We start from the raw sequence: 17986 nt of genomic DNA, 5'->3' as shown, positions 1-17986 counted from the left end.
GTCAGCCGCTCACCCGGCCGGCGTGGATGGCACGGACGGCGTCGATGGTGTCCGCCTCGGCGGCGGACTTGTCGTCGCGGTACCGCAGCACCCGGGCGAACCGCAGCGCCATCCCGCCCGGATAACGCGAACTCGTCTGCACCCCGTCGAAGGCGATTTCCACCACCTGCTCGGGGCGGACCCGGACCACCCAGTCACCGCGGTCCACCGCGAGGTCGAGGAACCGTTCGGTCTGCCAGCGCAGCAGCTCGTCGGTGAGCCCCTTGAACGTCTTGCCGAGCATCACGAACCCGCCGGTGCGCGGGTCACGGGCGCCCAGATGAAGGTTGGACAGCCAGCCCTTGCGTCGGCCACTGCCCCACTCGACGGCGAGCACCACCAGGTCGAGGGTGTGCCGAGGCTTGACCTTGACCCAGGCGGCGCCGCGCCGGCCGGCGTCGTACGGCGCGCCCGGGTCCTTGACCACCACGCCCTCCTGGCCGGCGTCGACAGCGGCGGCGTACGCGGCGCGGGCCCGCTCCGGGTCGTCCACCCCGACCCGCCCCACCAGCAGTGACGCGTCCACCGTGCCGGCGAGCGCCGCCCACCGGTCCCGGCCGGGCAGGTCGATCAGATCCTCCCCGTCGAGGTGCAGCAGGTCGAAGAAGTACGGGGTGAGCACACTCGTGCCGGTGGTGGCGGCGGCCGCGAGCACCGCCGGGGCGACAGGGGTACGCCCCGTGGTGCTGGGCGTGGTGCGTCGGGCCGCCCGGCTGGAGGTCTGCTGGAACGGCAGCGGACGGCCGGACTCGTCCAGGCCGATGGCCTCGCCGTCGAGCACCAACTCCCGGCCGGGCATGGCGCGGACCGCGGCGACGACCTCGGGCACCCGGGTGGTGATCTCGTCGAGGCTGCGGGTGAAGACGGCGATGTCGGCGCCGGACCGGTGCACCTGGATGCGGATGCCGTCGAGCTTCACGTCGACCACCGCCGGCGTGCCGGTCGCCGCGAGCGCCTCGTCGACCGAGGGGGCGCTCTGCGCGAGCATCGGTGCCAGCGGCCGGCCGACCCGAAGGCCGAACCCGGCCAGCTCGGCGGCACCACCGGAGAGCGCGGCGACCGCCACCGCCCGCAGGTCACCGGCGAGCAGCAGGGCGCGACGCACCGTCGCCACGGGCACGTCGGCGGCACGGGCCACCGCGTCGGCGAGCAGCCCCGCCTGGGCGCCCTGCCTCAGCTCGCCGCCGAACAGGGCGGTGAGCAGACGTTGCTCGTCCGCGGTCGCCGCGCCGTAGAGGGCGCCGAGCAGCGCCCGCCGCCGGCCCTGCGAACCGGTGCCCTGCACCGCGGCGAGCTGCTCCATGGCGGCGTCGACGGCGGCCACGGTCAACGTCGCCTCGGCAGCCGGGGGCGGCAGGTCACGCAGACTCGCGTAACCCACCCCGGTCTGCCGCTGGCGTAGCTCGCCGGCGAGGTAGCCCGCGCCGGCCTCCACCTCGGCCGGGTCGAGCCGGCGCAGCGCGTCCGCCAGCAACTCCACCTTGGCCCGACGGCCGCTGGTGGCGGTGACGGCGGCGGAGGTGGCCGCCAGATCGAGGAACCGCACGACGCCCATCCTGCCAGTCGCCTCCGACACCGCCCGGGCATTGCCGTGCCCGGGCGGTGTCGGCGTGGTGCCGCCGCCCGCGAGCGGCGGCGGGATCAGGCGGAGACGGGCTCCTCGATGCGCAGCCCCCGCGCGCGGACCTCGCCGGCGACCCGGGCGAGCACCGAGTCGAGGGCGACCAGGGCGGCAGAGAGATCACCGAGCTGTTCGTTGAGCGTGTCCTCGGACCACGCGGAGACGTCGACGTCCCCCAGCGCGCTGACGGCGGCCCCCAACCGGGCCATCACCTCGTTCGTACTCATGTTCGAAAGCCTATAGCAATCCCAGCGGCGACACGCCGCAAACAGGCAGATCAGACGCGAACTTGCCGTTCTCAGGTGGCGGCCGCGGCCACCCGGCCCAGCAGCAGCGCCTCGGCGAGGCACACGCGGGCGAACTCCCCCAGGTGCAGGCTCTCGTTCGGGCCGTGCGCGCGGGCGTGCGGATCCTCCACACCAGTCACCAGGATCGCCGCCTCCGGGAACATCTCCTGGAACGTCGCGATGAACGGGATCGAACCACCGATGCCGATGTCCACCGGGTCGGTGCCGTCCCAGGCGGCCCGGAACGCCGACCGGGCCGCGTCGAACATCGGGCCGGACGCGTCGATCACACACGGGTCGCCGTCGTGCTCCAGGCTGACGGTCACCTGCGCGCCCCACGGCGCGTGCCCCTCCAGGTGCGCGCGCACCGCCTCGTACGCCCGCTTGGGGTCGTCACCCGGGGCGAGACGGACGCTGAGCTTCGCCTTCGCGGCCGGGACCAGGGCGTTCGGCGCCTCACCCGTGGCCGGCGCGTCGATGCCGAGCACGGCAACCGCCGGCTTGGTCCAGATCCGGTCGGTGATCCGGCCGGTACCGATCAGGTTCACGCCCTCGACAAGCCCCGCCTCGGCCCGGAACCGGTCCTCCGGGTAGTCGACAGTCGCGCCCACCCGGCCGACCAGCCCCTCGACCGCCACGTCACCGGCGTCGTCGTGCAGCGTGGCCAACAACCGGACCAGCGTGGTGAGCGCGTCCGGCACGGCACCGCCGAACATGCCGCTGTGCACGGCGTGGTCCAGCGTGCGCACCTCGACGAAACAGTTCACGACGCCGCGCAGCGAGGTCGTCAACGCCGGTACGCCGACGTCCCAGTTGGTGGAGTCGGCGATCACGATGACGTCCGAGGCGATCTCGTCGTGGTGCTCGACGAGGAGCCGCTCCAGCGAATCGGAGCCGAACTCCTCCTCGCCCTCGATGAAGAGCACCACACCGACGGGCAACGCGTCCCCGTACGCGCGCAGCGCCGCGATGTGCGCCATGATCCCGGCCTTGTCGTCCGCCGCACCCCGGGCGTAGAGCCGACCGTCCCGCTCGACCGGCTCGAACGGGTCGGACTCCCACAGCGACCGGTCGCCGACCGGCTGCACGTCGTGGTGGGCGTAGAGCAGCACGGTGGGCGCACCGGGCGGGGCGGCCCGGCGCCCGATCACGGCGGGCTGACCGCCGGAGCGCACGATCTCGACGTCCAGGCCGCAGCCGCGCAGCAGTTCGGCGACCGCCTCGGCGGACCGTTCCACGTGCGAGTGGTCGAAACCGTCGAAGGCGATGCCGGGGATGCGGACGAGGCGTTCCAGGTCGGCCCGTACGCCGGGCATCTCCCGCTCGACGGCGGCCCGCACCTCGAACTCGGACATGATCGGTGAGGTCATGACCGGAATCGTATGCCGGCCTTACCGGGGCGTGTCGGCGGAGCCCGTACCGTCGCCGCCCGACGGGCCGGAACCCGCCCGCGCGCCTGGGGCGGTCCGGCTGGCGCGCTGCGCGCGGCCGGCGGCCTCGGTGGCGGCATCCATCCAGGACCGGGCCCGGCCGGCGGTGCCGCCCACCCACTCGCCGACGTCACTGGCACCGTCGCCGAGGCGGCGCAGCAGACCGACGAGCGGGTCGGTGGAGCGGCCGAACTCCTCCCGGTACGACTCGGCGGCGGCCTTGATCTCCTCCGAGACGCTTGTCGAGGAGTCGTCGTCGCGGCGCGGATAGTCCCCGGCCAGCACCCGCCCGTACGCCCCGGAGTCGATCCACTGCCGCAGCTGCGCCGCCCGCGCCACAGGCACCGGGTGGGTGCTCCACGCCGTCATCCGGATCTTGTGCAGGCTGTCGCGCAGGTCGCCGCCACCGGCGTACTCGGCCGCCTGCTCCAGGAACGCGGTCGTGTCGATCTGGGACAGGTCACCGCCACCGGCGAGCTTCATCAGCAACCGCAGCGCGGCGGCCGGGTCCTGCCCGGCGAGCAGGCCGGCCCGGTCGGCGGAGAGTTCCGCCTTGCGCCACCACTCGAGCATCGCCGCGATGATCGCCCGCAGCGCGAACGCACCCACCGGCAGCCAGCTCAGGTTGGCCGCCCACCGGGTGAGGATCATGAGCATGGTCTTGTAGACCGCGTGCCCGCTGCCCACGTGCCCCAGCTCGTGGCCGAGCAGGCAGCGCAGCTCGTCCTCATCGAGCTGCTGCACGCAGGCGGAGTTCACCACGATGAACGGCCGGTCCAGCCCGACCGCCTCGGCGCCCAGCCACGGCGACTGCGTCACGTACACCTCGGGCAGCTCCGCCAGGTCGAGCGCCGCCGCCGCCTCGGTGTAGCGCTGCCACACCGCCGGATACTGGCGGTGGTCGACCCGGATGCCTGACGCCAGCACGGACAGCCGGAAACCGCGCTCGTTCCACATCCCGAAGAACGCGCGCACCACGTCGTCGAACCCGCGCAGCTCCCGCAACGCGACGAGAGCGCCCCGGTCGGCCGGATGCTCCCAGGCCCGCGAACTGATGCCGGTGAGGGTGATCCGACGCCGCGCTGGCGCGTCCGCTGCCGTCATGGTGGGCTCCCCGTTTCGCCGTAGCTCCTCGCATCGTGCCCCAGCCGGTGGCCGACGTCCATGCCCGCTCAGCGGATCCGCACGTAGTACCGGTCCCCGTCGAGCGGCAGGGTCGGCGCCCCGTCGACCACCAGATCGGCCTGGGCGGCGGTTTCGTCTGCCTCGAAGTGCGCCCGCTCCCCCACGTGCCACCGACGCAACTCGGGCAGGATCTCCGGGCCGTCCCGCCGTACCGCTCGCGCCAGCCGCAACGGGGCGGGCGCCGTCACGAACACCGCGAGCGTCACCTCCGGCCGGACCACCGCGCGGGCGGCACTGACCCCCTCCAGCAGCAGCACCGGCGCCACCGGCACCGACACCGGGCGGGGCAGGAAACGTCGCCGCACCCAGCTGTAGCGACGGTAGGCACCCGCCCTCCCCTCGCGCAGCGGCGCCAGCACCTCCTCGTCGAGCCGGGGCCAGAAGGTGAGCTGGTCGTCCCAACCGTCGAGCAGGTCGTCGGTGTGCACCACCGGCGGCGGTCCACCGGGCAGCGCCGCCAGAGCCTCCGCGAGGCGCGCGGCGAACCGGCTCTTGCCCGCGCCGCTCGGCCCGTCCACCGCCACCAGCCGGGTCCACCCCAACCGCGCCGGGCCCGCGAGCACCCGACGCGCCAACTCGGCGTACGCCTCGACGACCGCCACCGGCAGCCTCCCGGTCCCGCCGTGGGCCGTCACCCCGTCCGGCGTCGACCCACCGCGGTGAGCGGTCGGTGGGCTGGCGGATTCGGACACGGTCGCAGTATGCCGTCGCCGCCGTGGGCCAGGTGATCGAGCCACTGCGACACGTGTGGTTGACCGTCCAGGTCTGCCACACGTCACGTCCGGGGGAATTGGGGTAGCGGCGGGTGACGCCAGACCCGTTCGCCGTCCCTGGTGGCATCGGAATCGGCATCATCGGGTGGTGCTCCGAGACGTGATGAGCCCCGGCATCGACGCCCTGCTCGAACAGGCCCGAGCCGGGCTGCACCGACTGACTCCGCAACAGACCGTCGAGGCGGTCCGGGGCGGGGCCCTGCTTGTCGACACCCGCACCGAGACACAGCGCCGCGAACAGGGGGACCTGCCCGGAGCGATAGTCATCGACCGGACCGTGCTGGAGTGGCGCCTCGACCCGGCCAGCGCCTGGCGCATCCCGGAGGCCACCGGCTACGACCGGGAGATCATCCTGGTGTGCCGGCAGGGCTACAGCTCCAGCCTGGCCGCCGCCAGCCTCCAGACCCTCGGCCTCCGCCGGGCCACCGACATGATCGGCGGCGTCGACGCCTGGCTCGCCGCGGGTCTGCCCACCACCGACCGTCCCGTCGACATCCGCCCCTGAATCCCGCGCCCGACGCCCGCCCGTGCCGCACACTGCCGGCGTCCCGCCGGGTGGGTCAGGAGGGTGGAGGGCCGGGTGGGATGAAGGGGAGGCCGGCAGGTGGGCCGGACTCGACGAGCCGCCAGAGGGCGTCGGTGTCGAGGTGCTCCTCGACCAGGTCGCCGAGCAGGTCGAGTGAGCGTTCCCGGGCCGCGGCGAAACTGGTGTCCGGTGCGACCTGGAAGCCGGTACGCCCGGCCAGCCGGGCGGCCTCGGTGAGGAACCAACGGCGGAACGCGTCGGACTCGAACGCACCGTGCCAGTGCGTGCCGTGCACCGCACCGAGCACGGCGCCCTCGCCGGCACCGTCGGCACCTGTCAGCAGCGGGGCCAGAGCGGGATCGGTCTGCGAGACGTAGCCGTGGTGGATCTCGTAGCCGCGTACCGGAAGGCCGCCGTGGGCGGTGCCCACCGACTGCCGGAGGGTCTTGCGTGGATCGAAGGTGATCTCGATGGGCAGCATTCCGAGCCCCGGCACGCTGCCCTGCCGGCTCTCCACCGGGTCGTGGATGGCGCGGCCGAGCATCTGGAAGCCGCCGCAGAGACCGAGCAGAGGCTTACCGGCGGCCACGTGTGCGGCAACCGCGTCGGCGAGTCCTGTCTCGCGTAGCCAGGCGAGGTCGGCGACTGTCGACTTGGAGCCGGGCAGGACGACGAGGTCGGCGGCGGCCAGTTCGGCTGGTTCGACGGTGAGGCGTACGCGGACACCCGGCTCGGTGGCCAGCGCCTCCACGTCCGTGGCGTTGCTGATCCGGGGTAGCCGCACGACCGCCACGTCCAGCCATTCGGTGCCGTGTGGGGCGGCCGGCCGGCCGAGCACCCGGCCGTAGGCGAGGGAGTCCTCCGCGTCGAGCCACAGGTCGAGCGCCCACGGCACCACCCCGTAGGTGGGACGGCCGGTGACGTGACGCAGCATGTCCAGTCCGGGTTGGAGCAGGCCGAGATCGCCCCGGAACTTGTTGATCACGAAGCCGGCGATCAGCGCCTGGTCCTCGGGGTCGAGCAGGGCCACCGTGCCGAACATCGACGCGAAGACGCCACCCCGATCGATGTCCCCGACCACGATGGTGGGCAGGTTGGCGTGCCGGGCCAGCCCCATGTTGACGTAGTCACCGGCCCGCAGGTTGATCTCGGCAGGGCTGCCGGCGCCCTCGCAGATCACCACGTCGTACGTGGCGCGCAGCTGCGCCAACGCCGCGTACGCGGTCTCGGCGAGCCGGGGACGCAACTGCCGGAACGTGCCGGCGGTGATCGTGTCGACGGCCTCGCCGAGCAGCACCACCTGGCTGGCCAGGTCACTGCCCGGTTTGAGCAGCACCGGGTTGAACCGCAGGTCGGGTGCCAACCCGCAGGCGGTGGCCTGCATGGCCTGCGCGCGCCCGATCTCGCCGCCCCGCCCGTCCGGCCCGACGACGACAGCCGAGTTGTTCGACATGTTCTGCGCCTTGAAGGGCGCCACCCGCACGCCCTTGCGGTGCAGCCAGCGGCAGATGCCTGCGGTGAGGACGCTCTTGCCGGCGTCGGAGGTCGTGCCGGCGACGAGCAGTCCGCCGCTCACCGCCCGGCCCCCCGCCCGACGGCGCCGAACCCACGGCGAGCCGCGCCACCGAGCCCGCGGCGACCCACGGCGGCGACCAGACGGCCGACTGTCACCGGGTACGCGGCGGCCAGCCCCAGCGCGGCCAGACCTACCGCGCCGGAGATCCGGGCGGCCCGCTTGAGGTGCCGCGCCTCGGGGCGGGGGCCGTCGCCGAGGAAGGGACGCACCTCGGAGCGGCTGAAGTAGACGTTGCGTCCGCCGAGACGGACCCCGAGCGCACCGGCCATCGCCGCCTCGCACTGCCCGGCGTTGGGGCTCGGGTGGTCGTTGCGGTCCCGCCGCCACACCCGCCAGGCCCGCTCCCGGTCGCCGTTCGCCACCGGCGCGACGGCGACTGTGAGCAGCCCGGTGAGCCTCGACGGCACCAGGTTGAGCAGGTCGTCCAGGCGGGCGGCCGGGGTGCCGAAGCGTTCGTAACGCGCCGAGCGGTGCCCGACCATCGCGTCGAGGGTGTTCGCCGCCCGGTAGCCCAGCAGGCCGGGCAGGCCGGCGATCGCACCCCAGAACAGCGGGGCGACGACCGCGTCGGAGGTGTTCTCGGCGACCGACTCGACGGTTGCGCGCGCCAACTCCGGCTCGTCCAGCATCGACGGGTCCCGGCCGCAGAGGTGGCCGAGGCGTCGCCGCGCGGCGGGCAGGTCGCCGGCGCGCAGCGTACGACCCATCACGGTCGCCTCGTGCCGCAGCGTACGACCGCCAAGCACGGCCCACGTGCCCGCTGCCACGAGCACCGCCCGGGTCACCGGCCGGTGCCGGGTGGCTGCCGTGGCGACCACCCCGAGCACCACCGGCCCGCCCACGGCCAGCGCGGTGAATGCCGTACCCGCCGTCCGGTCCGGCCGGTAGAGGCGGCGCTCCAGCGCTCCGGCGGCCTGCCCGAAGCCGGCCACCGGGTGCCACCGGCGCGGGTCGCCGATGAGCCTGTCCAGCGCGTACCCGGCCAGCAGACCCACCGCGTTCGCCACCGGCGCTGTCCGTCGCACGCGCACCACCTCCGGCCGGCCAGCCTAGACGAGTGCCCGGTGCGCCGGCCGGGGCAACCGCGCGTGCCGCTGGCCTGCCCGGGGGCCCGCCCACAGGGACGCCGCGCGCCGAACGGTGGCCCACGCGGGGTGACGACGCCGACCGCGTCGCCACCCCGCCCCCGTCGTGCCACGGGCGCCGGAGCGCCACCAGCGGCGTCAGCGGACCCGTCGCCCGGAGCACCGCAGCGACGTCAGCCGGCGGCTCTGCCGCTCGGCCCGCACCTGTCGGTCACGCCGGCTGCGGAACCCGGCCGCGTCGCCGCCGACCGGTAGGCGCGGCAGCCGGCTCGCCTTCGTCCGGCACCGGCCCCAACTCGTCGTCCGAGTCGTCGGCCGGGTCACTGTCGGGCGCTTCGGCAGGGGTCGCCAGCTCGTCGTCGTCGAGCCCGGCCGGGTCGTCGGCCCGCCCACCCGGCACGTCACCCCCGAACGAGCCGCTGAACGAGCCGCCGCCGGCCAGGGTGGCACCCATCGGGCCGGTGCCTGGGGCCCCGAAGTCGGACAGCTCGAAGTCGTCGTCCAGCGGGCGGTCGTCGGGCAGCACCGGGGCCTCGCCGGCGGGCACCGGCTCGGTCGACTCGCCGTGCACCCGACTCTCGGCCTCCGCGTCCTCGACGGTGCTGGTGGTCATGCTCGGGCGGTTACGCAGGAAGCGGGCACGGCCTCGGGACAGGTCGTGACCGACGGCGACCGCCTCCAACTCGTAGAGGGTGCGGTGGTTGCCGGCGTCGTCGGTCCAGTCGCGGGTGTAGAGCCGCCCGCAGACCACCACGGGGTCGCCGACCATCACCGAGGCGGCCACGCCTTCGGCGAGCTTGCGCCAGCAGTTGACGCGTACGCGAAGGGAGTTTCCGTCGACCCAGCGACCGCTGTCGCGGTCGAGGCGGCGGGCGGTGGAGGCGACCTTGAAGTTGGCCACCAGGGTGTTGCTCTGGGTGGTACGACGCCACTCGGGCGTGGTCAGCACATTGCCGACGATCGTGACGTACGTGTCGAACATCGTCCCTCCAGGGGATCGGGAAGCCTGCCAGCGCGAGTCGACTCGCCACCGAGCCTGGGCGTCGGCGCCGGACGTCGCCAGTGCGATCGCCGGGCCTGTGGACGACGAGGCCACCTGTGGACAACGGCCTGATCACGTCCGGATGTGGTACGGCCGACGCGCCGTCGGCGGTTTCCGCTGCCGACCGAACTGGGTAAGGACTTGATCAACGCACCACCGACAGCACCACGTCGACGAGAGGTCAGCGTCATGATGATCACCACCATCGGCTCCGCACACGTCACCGAGGCGCAGCGATGAGCGCCGTGGCGAACCCCGCCACCGTGGCCGAGTGCCTGCGGGTGGGTGCCGGGTTCTCGCAGGGCGACCGCAACTGGATCGCCGAGCAGTTCGCCACCCTCGACGCCCGGCTGGCCGGTTTCCACGCCGACGCCACCGAGCTTGAGGTGTCGGTGAAGGACCGCGAGGCCCGGGGGCAGAAGGTCACCCTGGAGTGCTGGATCGCCGGCCGGCAGAAGATCGTCACCACCTCCGCCGAGGAGGATCTGCACGCCGCCCTCAACGACGTCCGCGACGACCTGCGCCGCAAGCTCAACGACGCCAAGACCCGCCAGGAGCCCCGGCACAACAAGCACCTGCGCGACGTCCCGCCGCCGCAGAGTGAGCTGGACCTCGCCGACGACCAGGAGCAGCTGCCCGCCGCCGACCCCAGCCGCGCCGACGCGGAAACGGTCTGACCCACGCCTCGTGCCCCGCGATCCTGCACCTTCGGGGCCGCGCACGCAGCTCGTAGAGGCTGCGCCGCGGCAACAGGAGCAGGATCGCGGGGGCAGGCCAGCATCGCGGGGCGGGCCAGGCGCGGGCTACCGCTCGGTAGGTTCGCGGCGTAGCGTCGCGGTCGTGGAACCGGACGTGTTGGGGCCGCCGTACGAGCGGCAGACGATCGATCTGGGCACCGACGACGAGGGGCCTGTCGTCGCGACACTGGTCCGGCGGCGGGCAGAACGTCCCACCGGGCGGGCAGTGCTCTACGTGCACGGCTTCGTCGACTACTTCTTCCAGACCCACCTGGCCGACTTCTTCGCCGAGCGTGGCTGGGACTTCTACGCCCTGGACCTGCGCAAGTACGGCCGCAGCCTGCTTCCGCACCAGACCCCGAACTTCTGCCGCGACATCAGCGACTACTTCCCGGAGCTGGACGCCGCCGCCGAGATCATCCGCACCGAGGACGGGCACGACACCCTGCTGGCGATGGGCCACTCCACCGGCGGCCTGATCATCTCGCTCTGGGCGGACGCCCGCCGTGACGCCGGCCTCATCGACGGCCTGGTGCTCAACAGCCCCTTCTTCGACTTCAACGCGCCCTGGGCGGTGCGTCGACCCATCGCGGCCGCCGCGGCCCGGCTGGGCCGCAGGGCGCCGCACCGCATCGTGCCGCTCGGGCTGGGCACGGTGTACGGCGAGAGCCTGCACGCCGACCACCGCGGCGAGTGGACCTATGACCTGGCGTGGAAGCCGCTGGCCGGGTTCCCCGTGCGGGCCGGCTGGCTGAACGCGATCCGCACCGGTCAACGCCGGCTGCGCGCGGGGCTGGACATCCAGGTGCCGGTGCTGCTGGCCTGCTCGACCCGCTCGTTCCGGGGCACGAAGTGGCACGACAACGCGACCCTCGCCGACGCGGTGCTGGACGTCGAGCACATGGTCCGGTACGCGCCCCGCCTCGGCCGCCACGTCACACTGGCCCGCTTCGACGGCGGGCTGCACGACCTCACGCTCTCCGGCCCCGCTGTCCGGAAGAAGGTCTTCGACGAGGTGGGCCGCTGGGCCGAGGCGTTCCTGGCGGCCGGCCCGACCGCCCCGGCCGACGAGCCCGCCGACACCGGTGGGACCTCCATCCCGGCGGGTCGGCAGCCGACGGCCGACCCGGCGGGCCTGGCGACGCATAACGGCTGAGCCAGTCGGTTCAGGCGTCGCCGGGCGTCGCTGGCAGGACCCCGCCGATCCGGTCGAAGGTCGCCACCCGGTGACCGTCGACGCCGGGCAGGACCAGGCCCAGGCAGTACAGCGACACCTCACCGGTGGCGTCGACCTGCACGACGAAGACGGGCGCGCCGACGTACCCCGGTGGCAGTTCGTCGGTGATCCGCACGTCGTCCCCGTCGCGGACCACCCGTTCGATCGCGACCTCCAGCGGGCGCGATCCGTCCTCGCGTACCCCATGGGCCAGCACGAAGGCGGAACTGGCGTCGGCGCCGAGGCGCGCGACGACCTCGGCCCCGGCGGCGATCGCGGCCGGCACCGGCTGCACCCGCCACCGCCAGCCGCCGTCGCCGGCGTGCCGGTGCAGGCCGGCGGTAGGCAGCACCGCCACCCCGTCGCCGGGGTAGCGGGACCAGCCGGGCACGATGTCGCCGTCGGCGAGCGCGTCGGGGGCGAGCCCGTCCGGCTCGGTGACGCTCCCCCGCAGGCCCAGCTCACCGTCCGGAAAACCGACCAGGTCGGCCGCCGTCACCAGCGCCTCCCCCACCGGGTCGTCACCGCTGCGGAAGAAGAACGCGGTGCCGAAGCCCGCCGACGTACGGTACGGAAGAATGGCACGGCCGACGACCTGGCACAGCTCGTAGGCGACGCCGCTCTCGGCGTCCGGATCCAGCAGCACCAGCCGAGGGTACGGTCCGGCGCCGGGCCAGCCAGCGGGAACCCGGATGCCCGCCGCCCCACCCCCGTGAGACCCTGCTCGGCAATGTGGACGCGGCCACCCGTTGGCCCGACGCGCGGTGGGTTGGCGGTACCCTTCTGGCGCGACATTCACGCCGCGCGCCCGTAGCTCAGCGGATAGAGCAGGGGACTTCTAATCCCAAGGTCGTAGGTTCGAACCCTACCGGGCGCACAGGTACCTTCCCCTCCTGACCGGCTGAGCAGGGATGGTGGGGTCAGCCGAAGAGGGCGCCGGGGATGTCGGCGTAGAAGAGGGCGGGATCACCGGAGAGCGACGCCTTCACATTGGCGGTGGGCTTGTCGGCGATCACTTCGAGCTTGCCCGCTTCCAGGCCGTCCAGGGCGATGGCCACCACCTCGTGGGGTGGGAGCTTGGGGATGTCGACGGCGGCCATCATGTCGGTGTCGGCGATGGCCAGCGCCAGTGCGGTGACCTGGGTTCCCTGGTCTGCCAGCTCAAGTCGGATGCCGTTGGTGAGAGACCATTCCGCGGCCTTGGAGGCGGCGTAACCGTTGCTGGCGGGGGCGAAGGCGTACCAGCTCAGCGCCGAGATGACGTTGAGGATGGCACCCCCGGCGAGCCTCGGGGCGAAGGCGCGGACGACGTTGAGGGTGCCCCAGAAGTTGGTGTCGAACTCGCGGCGGATGTTCTCCGTGGAGGGCCCGAGCAGGGGCGCGTTCGTGGAGATGCCGGCGTTGTTGATGAGGATGTCCAGGTCGCCCACCTCGGCCGCGGCGGCGTCGATGGACGCCGGGTCCGTGATGTCCAGCTGGAGTGGTACGACGCCGGGGATGTTGATGTTCTCGGGGCGGCGGGCGGTGGCGTAGACGGTGGTGGCACCGCGGGCGACGAGAGCCTCGGCGAAGGCCTTGCCGAGCCCACGGTTGGCGCCCGTTACGAGGGCTTTCGTACCGTTGATCTGCATGGAGCTAGGCTAGAACCTCACGTTGACGTCAGAGGCAAGTATTGCGAGGTGGGTCACTGTGCGGATCGGGGACCTGGCGAACCAGACGCGGGTCAGTGTCCGGGCTCTGCGGTACTACGAGGAGCAGGGCCTGTTGGCCTCGACGCGGTCCGAGAGCGGGCAGCGGCGCTACGGGCACGCGGCAGTCGACCGGGTGCGGCTGATCCAGCAGTTGTACGGCGCGGGACTGTCCAGCAGGACGATCGCGGAGCTCCTGCCGTGCGTGGACGCCGGGGTCAGCACTCCGAAGTCGCGCGGACGCCTGGCGGCGGAGCGAGACCGGATCAACGCGCAGATCGCCGAGCTGACAAGCACCCGAGACAGGCTCGACGCCATCATCGAGGTGACGTCGGGGCCGAACCCCCAGTGCGACTACGTGTGAGCGTGGCGAGCTGACACTGACCCCGGGGCGGCGTCGAGCCGTACCGGAACCTTCAGGCGATTCTCTTCGGCGCGGACGTCGCGTTGGCCTCCGGTTTTGTCCATCATCGAGCGACATTGTTGACCTGGGTGGGTAATTCATCTTTGATGGTCGATGCCAACTGTTCGACATGGTCGGGCGACAGGTCGCCTGGGGCGGCCGGTCGACGATCCTGGAGGACGGATGCGATTCTTCGCGCGCACCAAACCACGCCAATCCCGCCGACGGCTGCTACCGGCGGCGGTGGCGGCCGTGACACTGCTGACCGTGGCGGTCGCCGTGCCCGCTGCGGCGGCAGCTCCCGCGACTGTGGTCGGCGTGGGCAGTGGCCGCTGCCTGGACGTGGTCGGCAACGTCCGGACGGCAGGCACCGGCATCAACATCTACGACTGCAACGGTCAGGCGAACCAGTCGTGGACCTTCACCTCGGGCGGTGAGTTGCGGGTGTACGACGAGACGATGTGCCTGGACGTGGTCGGGCAGGACACCACCTCGCCCGCCGCGATCCAGATCAACGGGTGTACGGGTGGCGCGAACCAGCGCTGGCGGATCAACACCGACGGGACCATCGTCGGCGTCCAGTCCGGCCTCTGCCTGGACGTGACGGGCGCGGCGACCGCCAACAGCACCCCCGTCAATCTCTGGACCTGCCACGGGCAGGCCAACCAGCGGTGGACGACGGCCCTGGGCAGTGCCGACAGCCAGCCGCCCACCGCACCGGGCAGCCCGCGGGTGAGCGGCCTGACCTGCAACTCGGTGACCTTCGCCTGGAACGCCTCGACCGACAACGTCGCTGTCGCCTTCTACGACGTCTACCACGACGGTCAGCTCATGAAGTCGGTGAGCGGCACGACGCTGTCCACAAGCCTCACGGTGGTCGCCGGCGCGACCTGGGGACTGTACGTCAACGCCCGCGACGCCGCAGGCAACGTGTCGCAGGCCAGCACCACCGTGTCGATCACGCCGCCGCCGTGTCAGGCAGACACCCAGGCACCGACCGCTCCGCAGCAGCTCACCGGCACCGCCTCGGGCACCACTGTGACGCTGCGGTGGACCGCGTCGACGGACAACATCGGGGTACGGGCGTACGACGTCTTCCGCAACGGCGTGAAGGTCGGCACGGTCACCGGCGCTCCCCCGGTCACCACGTTCACCGACAGCGGCCTCGCGGCGAACACCGCCTACCAGTACCAGGTGGTGGCCCGGGACGCGCAGGACAACGTGTCGCCGCGCAGCGGCACCGCGACGGTGACCACCGGCGCCGGATGCGGCAACCCGGTGTGCGGGGTACGGCAGGTCACCACCGACACCGACATCCCGTGGGGGCTTGTGACGTTGCCGGACGGCAGCGTCCTCTACAACCGCCGCGACGCGCACGACATCATCCAGCTCAACCCCACCACCGGGGCGAAGACCAACCAGGGCACGGTGCCGAACGTGCAGAGCACCGACGGTGAGGGCGGCCTGTTGGGTCTGGCCATCTCGCCGAGCTTCACCAGCGACAGGTGGCTGTACATCATGCACACCTCCCCCACCGACAACCGGGTGGTCCGGATCAGGTTGGAGAACGGTGCGCTCAACACGGCCAGCGAGCAGGTGCTGATCAGCGGCATCCGGCGCAACAAGTACCACGACGGCGGTCGCCTGCGGTTCGGCCCGGACGGCAAGGTGTACGCCAGCACCGGCGACGCGCAGAACGGCAACTACGCGCAGGACCGGTCGAGTCTGGAAGGCAAGATCCTGCGGCTCAACCCGGACGGCACAGTCCCGTCGGACAACCCGTTCGGCAACTACGTGTGGAGTTACGGCCACCGCAATCCGCAGGGGTTGGCGTTCGACTCGCAGGGTCGACTGTGGGAGCAGGAGTTCGGCAACTCGGTCATGGATGAGACCAACCTGATCACCAAGGGCGGCAACTACGGCTGGCCCGCGTGCGAGGGCACCAGCGGCACCTGCGGCACGGCCGGATTCATCGCACCGGCACGCACCTACCCGACCGCGGAAGGGTCCTGCTCCGGCATCACGATCGTGCGGGACGCCCTCTACGTGGCCTGCGCACGGGGTGCTCGGATGTATCGCGCGGTGATCAGCGGCAGCAGCCTGACGAACGTGCAGACCTACTTCAGCGGAACGTACGGCAGGTTGCGGACGGTGGAGCCCGCCCCCGACGGTGGGCTCTGGCTGACCACCACCAACCAGGGTGACAAGGACAGCACTCCGAACAACAGCAACGAACGCATCCTGCACGTCACCCTCGGCAACTGACCGGTGGGCCACCTCCGGCGCGGGCGGCTGGTTGCGCCCGCGTCGGAGGATGTGCACCGTGACGAGACGACGGCGCGGATCCCCGGCACCGACCCCGGCTGGCATGCGCCCGCGAATGCGGATCCTGCTGATCTCGATGGCGATGCTGCTGCCGGGGCTGGGCCTGACCGGTGGCGCTCTGGCGTACCGGTGGCACGTGTCGTCGGAGGCGGACCGGTTGCGGGCCGACGGCGTGCCGGTCACGGCCCACGTGTCCGACCGGGCAGGAGGCGGTGGCCGGGGCAGCGGCATCGACCGGATCGAGGTCTCCTACCTGTACGAGTCGAAGCAGTACAGCACCTGGATCCCCTGTGCCGGTGGGACCGGCTGCCACCGGACTCCCGGACCGAAGATGGCCCTGTGGGTGGACCCGGCGGCCCCGGAGAAGTTCGTGGCGGCGAACGGGCACACCAACGGCTCGTTGTCGTTCCTGATGTCGTGGACGGCCATCCCGGCCGGGCTGGTGTTCGCCGTCCTCGGCGGCGTCGGGGTGGTGCTGGTCATCCGCACCCGAGACGACCAGTGGGCGTAGCGCCGCCCCGTCAGGCAGCGGTCGCGGCGACGCAGAACTCGTTGCCCTCGGGGTCGGCCATCACCACGTGGTGCCTGTCGACCTCCTCCAGGACGAGCCCGCCCGCCTCGACCAGGCGGTTGGCTTCCGCCAGGATCCGCGCCCACCGCTCGTCGGGGGTGCCGCTGCCCTCCACCCGGATGTCGATGTGGAGGCGGTTCTTTGCCGTCTTGGGCTCGGGGACGTCGAGAATGGAGAGGTTCGGGCCGACTCCGTCGGGATCGCACAGCCACGCCCCGTCCTCCGGGTCGTCCTCCGGCAGGTCGAACTGGGCGAGCCACTCGGCGCGGGTCGCGAAGGGCGGTGGCGGCGGTTCGTCGATGTAGCCCAGGGCCGTCTTCCAGAACGCGGCGAGCACCTGCGCGTTCGTGGAGTCGAGTGTGAGGTCGATTCTGGCTGGCATGGTCGGACCGTACGGCACACCTGCGACGTTTTCACCTGCGCCGACTCAGAGGGGACCGAGCAGGCCGGCGAGCGTGCTGTCGCCCTGACCGAGCCCCGCCCCGCCGGTCGGCGACACCACCAGGAAGCGCCGGCAGCCGTCGAGTTCCACGTATCTGTCGGGGCCGCCGGTGCCGTCCAGCGGTCGCAGCACGGCGAAGCGGGACGCCGGGGTGGCACAGTCGACAACGGCCCGCCGGTTGCCCAGCGCCCGCAGCACGCCCGCCTGGCGCTCGCGCGGCAACGGTCCGCCGTACATGAAGTCGCCCGCCGGCTTGCCGCCGCCCTGCTCGGACGGGGGCACCTGGTAGACGCAGAGGCGCAGCGGTCCGTCGGTCGGCGCGGCGGGTGGCACGGGCGGTCCCGGGCGGCGGCCGTCCGTGGTCTCCACCCACACCATGTCCGCCCAGTGTTGGGCGCAGCCGGCGGCGGCCGCCTCAGGCGATTCGACGAACCCGACGGTACGGGTGTCCACAATGGTCAGTCGCAGTCCGGCGAGCGCGGTTCGCACCTCGGCGCGCGGTTTGCCGCAGGCGTCGGTCGGCAGGTACGGACGCAGCCAGCGGCCCCGTTCGTCGAGCAGGGCGAGCCACGGCGGGACGATCATGTCGAGGGTGCAGGCGAACTCGCCCCTCGGCCGCTGCTGGTCGGGCAGGCGCAGCGCCTCGACGAGCGCGTCGATCTCGTCGGCGTGGCGCTCGGTGGCCACCTGCTCCTGCCCGCCGCCGGGACGCGGCCGGATCTCCCTGCCGCAGAGCACCGCGGAGGCCGGGGTGAACGCCCTGTCGATCCGCCCGATCTCCGGCCCGATCCGAGCGGAGGCCGGCGGTGCCGGCGAGCCGGTGTCCGCCGGCGGGGCCGGTACCTCCGCGCCCGCCTGCGGGGCCGCCTCGGCACAGGAGATCCACGACCCGACGATCTCGGCCGGGCCGGGATCGTCGACCGGCCCGCCAACCGTTCCCCCGCAGCCACTCAGGGTCACCCCGAGCAGCGCCACCACCAGGACATTGCGACCTTTTGGCATGACTGTGGGACGACCGCGGGCCGGGCCTGGTTCCCGGG

18 protein-coding genes and 1 tRNA gene are annotated in these 17986 nt (G+C 72.6%); 7 read left to right on the top strand and 12 right to left on the bottom strand.

The features are described from left to right. Position 1 precedes the first annotated feature (1 nt). From ACFY1S_RS21925 to ACFY1S_RS21905, 5 genes are all read right to left on the bottom strand, one after another. Positions 2–1594 carry an ATP-dependent DNA ligase gene (locus ACFY1S_RS21925; protein WP_387120945.1) on the bottom strand — a complete coding sequence of 531 codons (1593 nt, stop codon included), beginning with the start codon at positions 1592–1594 and terminating at the stop codon, positions 2–4. 86 nt (positions 1595–1680) lie between these two features. After that, positions 1681–1887 (bottom strand): hypothetical protein, encoded by a 207-nt coding sequence (locus tag ACFY1S_RS21920; RefSeq protein ID WP_139585616.1) that lies wholly within the window; start codon positions 1885–1887, stop codon positions 1681–1683. A 71-nt stretch (positions 1888–1958) separates the two neighbouring features. Further along, positions 1959–3302 (bottom strand): dipeptidase, encoded by a 1344-nt coding sequence (locus ACFY1S_RS21915; RefSeq protein WP_387121124.1) that lies wholly within the window; start codon positions 3300–3302, stop codon positions 1959–1961. Positions 3303–3338: 36 nt separating this feature from the next. Beyond that, entirely contained in the window at positions 3339–4481 is a 1143-nt protein-coding gene (locus ACFY1S_RS21910; RefSeq protein ID WP_387120942.1) for a M48 family metallopeptidase, read from the bottom strand. A 68-nt stretch (positions 4482–4549) separates the two neighbouring features. Beyond that, complete coding sequence (locus ACFY1S_RS21905) at positions 4550–5197, bottom strand: uridine kinase (RefSeq protein ID WP_387121121.1); 648 nt, start codon at positions 5195–5197, stop codon at positions 4550–4552. Positions 5198–5438: 241 nt separating this feature from the next. Between ACFY1S_RS21905 and ACFY1S_RS21900 the strand changes: the two genes are divergently transcribed. Beyond that, positions 5439–5840, top strand: a complete 402-nt coding sequence (locus ACFY1S_RS21900; protein ID WP_387121117.1) for a rhodanese-like domain-containing protein — start codon at positions 5439–5441, stop codon at positions 5838–5840. 55 nt (positions 5841–5895) lie between these two features. Here the strand turns inward: ACFY1S_RS21900 and ACFY1S_RS21895 are convergent, their stop codons facing one another. The 3 genes from ACFY1S_RS21895 to ACFY1S_RS21885 all read right to left on the bottom strand — a co-directional run bounded on the left by ACFY1S_RS21895 (position 5896) and on the right by ACFY1S_RS21885 (position 9504). Beyond that, the gene (locus tag ACFY1S_RS21895; RefSeq protein WP_387120939.1) at positions 5896–7437 is read right to left on the bottom strand and encodes a cobyric acid synthase; all 1542 of its coding nucleotides are present in this window, start codon (positions 7435–7437) and stop codon (positions 5896–5898) included. Next, a complete protein-coding gene (locus ACFY1S_RS21890; protein WP_387120936.1) occupies positions 7434–8462 on the bottom strand; it encodes a cobalamin biosynthesis protein in 1029 nt (342 codons plus the stop codon). Before ACFY1S_RS21890 ends, ACFY1S_RS21895 begins: the two co-directional genes overlap by 4 nt. Positions 8463–8733: 271 nt before the next feature. Then, complete coding sequence (locus tag ACFY1S_RS21885; protein WP_387120933.1) at positions 8734–9504, bottom strand: single-stranded DNA-binding protein; 771 nt, start codon at positions 9502–9504, stop codon at positions 8734–8736. Between the two features lie 296 nt (positions 9505–9800). On the opposite strand from ACFY1S_RS21885, the gene ACFY1S_RS21880 reads away from it, so the two are divergent. Both ACFY1S_RS21880 and ACFY1S_RS21875 read left to right on the top strand, forming a co-directional pair. Next, positions 9801–10241 carry an HPF/RaiA family ribosome-associated protein gene (locus ACFY1S_RS21880; protein ID WP_387120930.1) on the top strand — a complete coding sequence of 147 codons (441 nt, stop codon included), beginning with the start codon at positions 9801–9803 and terminating at the stop codon, positions 10239–10241. 163 nt (positions 10242–10404) lie between these two features. Beyond that, complete coding sequence (locus ACFY1S_RS21875) at positions 10405–11457, top strand: alpha/beta hydrolase (protein ID WP_387120927.1); 1053 nt, start codon at positions 10405–10407, stop codon at positions 11455–11457. A 10-nt stretch (positions 11458–11467) separates the two neighbouring features. Here ACFY1S_RS21875 and ACFY1S_RS21870 read toward each other — a convergent pair whose 3' ends face one another. After that, positions 11468–12163, bottom strand: a complete 696-nt coding sequence (locus ACFY1S_RS21870; protein ID WP_387120924.1) for a hypothetical protein — start codon at positions 12161–12163, stop codon at positions 11468–11470. Positions 12164–12321: 158 nt separating this feature from the next. On the opposite strand from ACFY1S_RS21870, the gene ACFY1S_RS21865 reads away from it, so the two are divergent. Further along, positions 12322–12394 (top strand) — tRNA-Arg (locus ACFY1S_RS21865). Positions 12395–12437: 43 nt separating this feature from the next. On the opposite strand, the gene ACFY1S_RS21860 is transcribed toward ACFY1S_RS21865, so the two are convergent. Continuing rightward, on the bottom strand, positions 12438–13148 hold the full coding sequence (locus ACFY1S_RS21860; protein WP_387120922.1) for an SDR family oxidoreductase: 711 nt from the start codon (positions 13146–13148) through the stop codon (positions 12438–12440). 58 nt (positions 13149–13206) lie between these two features. Between ACFY1S_RS21860 and ACFY1S_RS21855 the strand changes: the two genes are divergently transcribed. From ACFY1S_RS21855 to ACFY1S_RS21845, 3 genes are all read left to right on the top strand, one after another. Further along, positions 13207–13569: a MerR family transcriptional regulator gene (locus ACFY1S_RS21855; protein WP_387120919.1), complete on the top strand. Its 363-nt coding sequence runs from the start codon at positions 13207–13209 to the stop codon at positions 13567–13569. A 222-nt stretch (positions 13570–13791) separates the two neighbouring features. Continuing rightward, complete coding sequence (locus ACFY1S_RS21850) at positions 13792–15873, top strand: PQQ-dependent sugar dehydrogenase (RefSeq protein WP_387120916.1); 2082 nt, start codon at positions 13792–13794, stop codon at positions 15871–15873. A gap of 103 nt (positions 15874–15976) precedes the next feature. Beyond that, the gene (locus tag ACFY1S_RS21845; RefSeq protein ID WP_387120913.1) at positions 15977–16444 is read left to right on the top strand and encodes a DUF3592 domain-containing protein; all 468 of its coding nucleotides are present in this window, start codon (positions 15977–15979) and stop codon (positions 16442–16444) included. Between the two features lie 10 nt (positions 16445–16454). Here the strand turns inward: ACFY1S_RS21845 and ACFY1S_RS21840 are convergent, their stop codons facing one another. Together ACFY1S_RS21840 and ACFY1S_RS21835 are read right to left on the bottom strand one after the other, a co-directional pair. Then, positions 16455–16886 carry a VOC family protein gene (locus ACFY1S_RS21840; RefSeq protein WP_387120910.1) on the bottom strand — a complete coding sequence of 144 codons (432 nt, stop codon included), beginning with the start codon at positions 16884–16886 and terminating at the stop codon, positions 16455–16457. A 45-nt stretch (positions 16887–16931) separates the two neighbouring features. Then, positions 16932–17948: a hypothetical protein gene (locus ACFY1S_RS21835; RefSeq protein ID WP_387120907.1), complete on the bottom strand. Its 1017-nt coding sequence runs from the start codon at positions 17946–17948 to the stop codon at positions 16932–16934. Positions 17949–17986 lie beyond the last annotated feature (38 nt).

The sequence above is a fragment of the Micromonospora sp. NPDC000663 genome (assembly GCF_042898105.1).
In the GTDB taxonomy this organism is placed as follows: Bacteria; Actinomycetota; Actinomycetes; order Mycobacteriales; family Micromonosporaceae; genus Micromonospora.
The sequence above is the reverse complement of the archived record's forward strand: the minus strand, read 5'-3'. Positions and strand labels throughout refer to the sequence as shown.

Bases quoted from the DNA above. Each gene is read 5' to 3' on its own strand.
- ACFY1S_RS21880 (WP_387120930.1), top strand. From the start codon at position 9,801: ATGAGCGCCGTGGCGAACCCCGCCACCGTGGCCGAGTGCCTGCGGGTG.
- ACFY1S_RS21845 (WP_387120913.1), top strand. From the start codon at position 15,977: ATGCGCCCGCGAATGCGGATCCTGCTGATCTCGATGGCGATGCTGCTG.
- ACFY1S_RS21925 (WP_387120945.1), bottom strand. From the start codon at position 1,594: ATGGGCGTCGTGCGGTTCCTCGATCTGGCGGCCACCTCCGCCGCCGTC.
- ACFY1S_RS21850 (WP_387120916.1), top strand. From the start codon at position 13,792: ATGCGATTCTTCGCGCGCACCAAACCACGCCAATCCCGCCGACGGCTG.
- ACFY1S_RS21860 (WP_387120922.1), bottom strand. From the start codon at position 13,148: ATGCAGATCAACGGTACGAAAGCCCTCGTAACGGGCGCCAACCGTGGG.
- ACFY1S_RS21840 (WP_387120910.1), bottom strand. From the start codon at position 16,886: ATGCCAGCCAGAATCGACCTCACACTCGACTCCACGAACGCGCAGGTG.
- ACFY1S_RS21920 (WP_139585616.1), bottom strand. From the start codon at position 1,887: ATGAGTACGAACGAGGTGATGGCCCGGTTGGGGGCCGCCGTCAGCGCG.
- ACFY1S_RS21885 (WP_387120933.1), bottom strand. From the start codon at position 9,504: ATGTTCGACACGTACGTCACGATCGTCGGCAATGTGCTGACCACGCCC.
- ACFY1S_RS21900 (WP_387121117.1), top strand. From the start codon at position 5,439: ATGAGCCCCGGCATCGACGCCCTGCTCGAACAGGCCCGAGCCGGGCTG.
- ACFY1S_RS21915 (WP_387121124.1), bottom strand. From the start codon at position 3,302: ATGTCCGAGTTCGAGGTGCGGGCCGCCGTCGAGCGGGAGATGCCCGGC.
- ACFY1S_RS21835 (WP_387120907.1), bottom strand. From the start codon at position 17,948: ATGCCAAAAGGTCGCAATGTCCTGGTGGTGGCGCTGCTCGGGGTGACC.
- ACFY1S_RS21910 (WP_387120942.1), bottom strand. From the start codon at position 4,481: ATGACGGCAGCGGACGCGCCAGCGCGGCGTCGGATCACCCTCACCGGC.